Here is a 6,348-nt window from a genome sequence, read left to right on the forward strand (position 1 = left end):
CAGGCGCGGCACCAGCAGGCGGCCCACCTGGCCGGCGCCGACCAGCGCGACGCGCGCGCTCATCCTTCCGACCCCACCGCGCCGATCGCACCCGGCTCGCCCTGCTCCGCGAGCTCCTCAGAGCTCAGGAACCTGCCGTGGACCCGGCTGAAGCTGCCGAAGACGCCGCCGACCCGCGGCTGCTCCCGCATGCCGAACGTCGCCCCCGTGGGGTCGGTGAGGGTGGCGTACCGAGTGTCGAAGAAGGACTCGTCGATGGGCACGGTGACTCGCGCCCCGTACGCGACGGAGGTCTCGACGGCGCGCTCGATGTCGTCGACCTGGAAGTACGGGATCCAGTGCGAGACGGTCGTCTCGCGGAAGAAGGTGGTCATGTCGACGGCCCCCGCGATACCGATGTCGTTCGAGAAGAGCACGCGGTAGCTGTACGGGTCGCCGGGCACCGGAATCTGGGTGAGGTCGAGGACCCTGGAGTAGAAGCCGCACGAGGCGTCGATCTCGCGCGTGCAGAGCTCGAGCATCACGCGCAGCTCGCGGGCGAGGGCCGGCTCCCCGGGCGCACGCTCCGTGATGATGATCTGGGACTGATCGGGGGCCGTGACGAGCATGCTCTCGAACAGCGCGGCCTCGCGGCAGATGGTCCCGCCGGCATCGTGCACCCGCTCCTGCACGGAGGCGAGGTCGTCGGAGACCGCGTGCGGGAGCCATTGCGAGCCGGCCTCGGCCGGGGCGGGCAGGATGATGCCCCAGGTCTGCTCGTCGGCGCCGGGCTGCTCGGTCCCGAGCACGGTGGCCCGATCCCCGAGCACACCGTTGTAGAAGTCGCGCGCGAGCTCCGGCCTGGTGGATCGCAGAATCGGGGTGCGCAGCTCGGTGAGCAGGCGTGACTGTGGTGTGCAGTTCATGAGCGTGCCTCGGGTCGGATCGTCGGGGTGTGGATGTCGGGGTCGAGTGCGTGCAGCGATTCGAGGTAGTCCGCCTGCGGCTCCGCCTGCGCGCCCGACCCGATCACCGCCACCCAGAAGTGCATCTTGTTCTGGAAGGAGGAGAGCGAGCGGCCGGTCAGGGATTCGATCTGCGTCAGGCGGTAACGAAGGGTGTTGCGGTGCACGAAGAGCTCGGCCGCGGTGCGCTGGCTCGAGCAGTCGAGCCGGAGGAACGTGGCGAGCGTGAGGACGAGGTCGCCGTGGTTCTGGGCGTCGTATTCGACGAGCGGCGCGAGGACTTCGTCGCTCAGCGTCTTCAGCGGGAGGTCGAGGTTCGCGAGCAGCAGCAGCGAGCCGAGGTTCAGGTGCATCCCGTCGCTGATCCCCGGAGAGCTCACCGCGGAGGTCCGCGCGTGGTAGTAGCTCAGCCGGAGCCCGGAGAGCCCCTTGAAGACGTTGCCGATCCCGACCCGGGGATCCTGGCCGAGACGGGTGAGCCGCTCGTGCGCGACCTCGGCGATGACCCGGGCCGGTGCGGCGGCCGGGACCACCAGTACGACGTTGCCGTCGATCAGCGCGCGGATGTACGGGTCGCGACCGCTGCCGACGAGGGTGTGCAGGTTCCAGGGGAAGGATCGCAGGCGCTCCGGGGGCGCGTCGACGATGCCGCAGATCACCCGGTGGTCGGTGCCGGGATCGATGCCGATCTCGGCGAGCCGGCGGGCCGCGTCCTCCTCCGGGAGCCGCGCGGCGAAGAAGTCCTCGAGGACCTGGGCCACCAGTTCGCGCTTCCCCTCCAGGCGGGCGTTCATGCGCGAGAGGTACATCGAGATGAGGTCGGCCGCGAACTGGCAGACGCCGCCCGGGTCGTGATCGAGCCGCGCCGAGAGGAACGCCACGGTCTCGCCCTCCACGATCAGCGGGTGGACGACGAGGCCGTCTCCGACGATCTCGGCGGTACGGGTCAGTATCTCGTCGGCGTCCCATTCCGCGCGGCTGGGCGTCGACGCGAGGAAGCTGCCGCGCGTGTCGATGACGCAGACCGGGGTCTGCGCGGCGGCGGAGAGCACCGACACGATGCTGCTGAAGTCGAACTCCGTGCGCCCCGCGCGGGCGAGGCGCCGCAGCGTCTCCGCGGTCCAGCGGGCATCCCGCCCGTGCTCTGCCGCTGCGTCCATAAGTACTCAGTATCGTGATCCGTTCGGGGCGGGGCAAGCGCGCAGAGCCTCGAAGCGCTGTGCTTCGGCATGGCCTGCGATTCGACGATTGTGCAGATGCCGCATGCGCGAGGCGGCGAGGTGCGTCATTGTTGTTTTTCAAGAGCTGAATCGGCTCTTAAAGGAGAACGGCGACCGGAATGGCCGCCGGACTCCGCAAGACATCGATGTCCACAGCGGGAGGCACACGCGTGATCAGACGGATAGCGGTACTGCTGGGCCTCGGGGCACTGACCCTGCTCGCCATCTCCGTGATCGTGTTCGGCGCGACGCAGGCCCTCCCCGGCGACATCACCGTCCAGCTCCTCGGCGTGCAGGCCACCCCCGAGGCCGCCGAGCAGCTCAAGCAGCAGCTCGGCCTCGACCGCCCCGTCGTCGTGCAGTACTTCGCCTGGATCCTGGGCGTGCTGCAGGGCGACTTCGGCACTTCCCTCGCCAATCAGCTGCCCGTGGCCGAGCTGATGCGCGCCCGACTGCTCAACACGCTCGTGCTCGCCGGCATCTCGCTCGCCATCACCGTGCCCCTCTCGATCCTCGTGGGCACCATCGCCGCGCGCTACCGGGACTCCTGGTTCGACCGCGCCCTCGTCGCGGTGACGACCATCATCTCCGGCATCCCCGAGTTCGTGATCGGCATCCTGCTGGTCTCGATCGTGCTCTTCCTGAAGCTCACCGCGATCCCGCCGGTCTCGACCCTCGACCCGACGCGGACCATCTGGGAGCAGAGCAGCATGCTGATCCTCCCGGTCGTGACGCTGGTGCTGACCGCAGTTCCGCTGCTCTCGCGCATGGTGCGCAGCACCGTGGTCGAGCAGTTGGACGCCGAGTACATCGTGATGGGCCGCCTCAACGGGCTGCCCACCCGGGACCTCGTCCTGCGCCAGGCGCTGCCCAACGCCTTCCCGCCGCTCATCCAATCGGTCGCGCTCGTCACCCGCTACCTGGTGGCCGGCGTCGTGATGGTCGAAGTCGTGTTCGGCTTCCCCGGGATGGGCACCGCGCTCATCGACTCGGTCGCCCTGCGGGATCTGCCGACCGTGCAGTTCGTTGCGCTCGCGCTCGCCGCCGTCATCGTCGCGGCGAACATCCTGGCCGACATCTTCGCGACGCTCGCGACCCCGAAACTGAGGACGGCAATCGCATGACCACGACGCAGATGGCGGTGCTTCCGCGCACGCAGACCACCTCCTCGGCGAAGCGCCTGCTGCTCCGCACGCTCTCCTACCCCCGCACGGTGGTCGGGCTGGTGCTCGCCCTCGCCGTGGTGCTCGTCGCCGTGGTCGGGCCGCTGCTCGCCCCGAACGACCCCAACGCCATGCTCACGATGCCGGGGAGCCCGCCCGCCGAGGGCTTCCCGCTCGGCGCGGACGTGCTCGGCCGCGACGTGCTCTCGCGCTTCCTCGCCGGCGGCGCGATGATCCTCGCGATCAGCGCACTGGCGACGCTCGTCGGCAGCGTGGTGGGCGTGGTCATCGGGCTCTTCGTAGGAGCCGGCAGCAGCAAGAGCGGAACCGTGCTCTCCTGGGTCACCGACGTGCTGCTCTCGTTCCCGCAGATCGTCCTCCCGCTGCTCTTCATCGCTCGCTTCGGCCCCGAGCCCTGGCTGCTCGTGCTCGTCGTCGCCCTGAACCAGTTCCCGCAGACCACTCGGCTCGTGAAGTCGATCACGGCCGAGGTCTACGAGCGCGACTTCGTGAAGGTCGCGGAGGCCGTCGGGATGCCGAAACGGCGGATCCTCTTCCGCGAGGTGCTCCCGAACATCCTCTCGCCGATCCTCGTGGACATCGCGTTCCGCTTCTCGTACGCGATCGCCCTGGTCGCCTCGCTCAGCTTCATCGGCTTCGGCGCCCAGCCGCCGGATCCCGACTGGGGCCGGATGATCTACGAGAACAAGGGATTCTTCTCGATGCAGCCGTGGGGCGTGCTCGCCCCTATGTTCGCCGTGCTGGTGCTGACCCTCGGCGCGCACCTCGTCTCCGACGGTCTCGCCCGCGCGCTCGGCAAGGACGACGGCTCGAAGCCCTGACCTCCCGCACCCCATCGACCCAACCACCGAACCGAACACTCACCCACGATTGACTGGAGAAACCCGACATGTCACCTTCGAACGCTTCGTTCCTGACGTCGCCGATGAGTCGCCGCGCGCTCCTCGGCGGAACGGGTGCACTGGCAGCAACGTCGCTGCTCGCATCCTGCTCGAGCCCCGCGCCCTCGACCGGCGGCGGGGGAGCCGCGCCGATCACCGGCGGCACGCTGCGGATCGGCTACCTCGGCGGCTCCGGAGCCGACCAGATCGACCCGATCCTCTCGTCGAGCAGCGTCGACGCGATCCGCATGGCACAGGTCTACAGCCGACTCATGGTCTACAGCGAGGACGGCCAGGTCGTACCGCACCTCGCCGAGGAGTTCACGCAGGAGGACGTGACGACCTGGACGGTGCGTCTGCGCGAGGGCGTCACCTTCCACAACGGCAAGACGCTCGACGCCGACGACCTGATCTTCTCGATCCAGCGCACCCTCGATTCGAAGAACGCCGCGACGCTCGGCATGATCGACGGGAAGAACATCGAGAAGCTCGATGAGCGCACCGTCCGGCTGAATCTGAGCAGCCCCGCCTACTACCTGCCCGAGGCGTTCACGCAGGTATCGGTATCCGTCGTGCCCGTCGGATTCGACCCCGAGAATCCGGTCGGCACGGGACCCTTCACGCTCAAGTCGTTCACGCCGGGAGAGCTCGTCACGTTCGAGCGCTTCGACGACTTCTGGAACGGTGCGGCGAACCTCGATGGGATCTCCGTTCAGACGTTCAAGGACGAGGCCGCGCGCGTCGCGGCGCTGCAGGGCGGTCAGATCGATCACGCCCCGCTGCTCGCGGCGCCGTTCATCAGCACCGTGCAGAGCGCGAGCAACCTCAAACTGCACAACTACGAGAGCGGCCGATTCGAGAACATCGTGCTGCAGACCACGAGTCCGCAGTTCAAGGACCCTGAGGTCCGCCGGGCGATGCGCATGCTGGTCGACCGCCAGCAGATCGTGGATCAGGTCTACGGCGGCTTCGCCAAGATCGGCAACGACATCGCCGAACCGTCGAGCGTCTACTACAACTCGGAGCTGCCGCAGTGGGAGCACGACGTCGACGAGGCGATGTCGATCCTGAAGAGCGCCGGCGCCGCCGACATGCAGGTCGAGTTCGTGGCGACCGAGCTGACGCCGACGACGATCAACCTGGCGCAGGCCTACACGCAGCAGCTGGTCGAGGCGGGCATCGACGCGAAGATGTCGCAGATCGAGGCGGGCAGCTACTACAGCCCGGAGTCGGGCTTCGCTTCGCCCGAGCGCGCCCTGTCGCTCGACATCTGGGGCGGCTGGTCGTTCGCGACGTTCACGAACCTGTCGCAGCTGCCCGGCGCCGGCTTCAACGAGAGCAGCTGGGAGAACGAGCAGTTCCTCTCCTCGTACCAGGCGGCGAGCAACACCGTGGACGAGGCCGAGCGCAAGCAGCACCTCTGGGACGCGCAGGAGATCATGCACAGCGAGAGCGGCACGATCATCCCGGCGTTCCTCGACGTGCTCGACGTCTACGCCAGCAATGTCGAGGGCTACAAGACCGATCCGCTGGGGCTCGGCGGCGGTGACTTCGACTACACCGGCATCCAGTTCACCAGCTGAACTCCGGTCGGAGAATTAGAGGAAACGGAGATCCGATGACCCAGGGAGCGCGCCCCGCGACAGTGCTCGAGGTGCTCGACACGCATGTAGCCGGCGAGCCCGCACGGCTCGTGCTGAACGCCGCGGCACTGCTGCGGGGCGCGACTCCCGCCGAGCGACGAGAGGATCTGCTCGCCCGGCAGTCGTGGATGCGCACGGGGCTGATGCGGGAGCCGCGCGGCCATCGGGACATGTTCGGCGTGGTCGTCGTGCCGCCCAGTGGCCCGGCGGCCGACGTCGGCGCGGTCTTCATGGAGCACGACGGCGCCCCGATGAGCTGCGGGCACGGCACGATCGGGCTCGTCTCGGCGATCGTCGACCGGGGCATCGTGCCCGGTCTCGACGGCGCGACCACGGTGCGGGTGGAGACCCCGTCGGGGATCGTTCCCGTCGAGGTGAACCGCGACGAGCGCGGAGCCCTCGCATCGGTCGTGCTGCACCAGCCCGCGATGCGCGTCGCGGCGCGGATCGTGCTCCCGCACCCCGGGCGCGCGGGC

Annotated in this window: 6 protein-coding genes; 4 read left to right on the top strand and 2 right to left on the bottom strand. The window is 68.8% G+C overall.

Annotation, left to right across the window (positions count from 1 at the left end; genetic code table 11):
• Nucleotides 1-59: 59 nt before the first annotated feature.
• Together ACFPZL_RS08695 and ACFPZL_RS08700 are read right to left on the bottom strand one after the other, a co-directional pair.
• Entirely contained in the window at nucleotides 60-905 is an 846-nt protein-coding gene (locus ACFPZL_RS08695; RefSeq protein ID WP_218114007.1) for a VOC family protein, read from the bottom strand.
• Nucleotides 902-2,104, bottom strand: coding sequence for a PucR family transcriptional regulator (locus ACFPZL_RS08700; protein ID WP_218114008.1), 1,203 nt, complete (start codon nucleotides 2,102-2,104; stop codon nucleotides 902-904). Before ACFPZL_RS08700 ends, ACFPZL_RS08695 begins: the two co-directional genes overlap by 4 nt.
• A 230-nt stretch (nucleotides 2,105-2,334) precedes the next feature.
• On the opposite strand from ACFPZL_RS08700, the gene ACFPZL_RS08705 reads away from it, so the two are divergent.
• From ACFPZL_RS08705 to ACFPZL_RS08720, 4 genes are all read left to right on the top strand, one after another.
• Nucleotides 2,335-3,288: an ABC transporter permease gene (locus ACFPZL_RS08705; protein WP_218114009.1), complete on the top strand. Its 954-nt coding sequence runs from the start codon at nucleotides 2,335-2,337 to the stop codon at nucleotides 3,286-3,288.
• On the top strand, nucleotides 3,285-4,169 hold the full coding sequence (locus ACFPZL_RS08710; protein ID WP_218114010.1) for an ABC transporter permease: 885 nt from the start codon (nucleotides 3,285-3,287) through the stop codon (nucleotides 4,167-4,169). Before ACFPZL_RS08705 ends, ACFPZL_RS08710 begins: the two co-directional genes overlap by 4 nt.
• 68 nt (nucleotides 4,170-4,237) lie before the next feature.
• Nucleotides 4,238-5,812 carry an ABC transporter substrate-binding protein gene (locus ACFPZL_RS08715; protein ID WP_218114011.1) on the top strand — a complete coding sequence of 525 codons (1,575 nt, stop codon included), beginning with the start codon at nucleotides 4,238-4,240 and terminating at the stop codon, nucleotides 5,810-5,812.
• 35 nt (nucleotides 5,813-5,847) lie between these two features.
• Nucleotides 5,848-6,348, top strand: a 501-nt coding sequence (locus ACFPZL_RS08720) for a proline racemase family protein (protein WP_382335117.1), incomplete at its 3' end; no start/stop codon positions are given.

It is taken from the genome of Leucobacter soli, from assembly GCF_042659205.1.
Taxonomy (GTDB): domain Bacteria; phylum Actinomycetota; class Actinomycetes; order Actinomycetales; family Microbacteriaceae; genus Leucobacter; species Leucobacter soli.

Bases quoted from the DNA above. Each gene is read 5' to 3' on its own strand.
- ACFPZL_RS08710 (WP_218114010.1), top strand. From the start codon at position 3,285: ATGACCACGACGCAGATGGCGGTGCTTCCGCGCACGCAGACCACCTCC.
- ACFPZL_RS08695 (WP_218114007.1), bottom strand. From the start codon at position 905: ATGAACTGCACACCACAGTCACGCCTGCTCACCGAGCTGCGCACCCCG.
- ACFPZL_RS08700 (WP_218114008.1), bottom strand. From the start codon at position 2,104: ATGGACGCAGCGGCAGAGCACGGGCGGGATGCCCGCTGGACCGCGGAG.
- ACFPZL_RS08715 (WP_218114011.1), top strand. From the start codon at position 4,238: ATGTCACCTTCGAACGCTTCGTTCCTGACGTCGCCGATGAGTCGCCGC.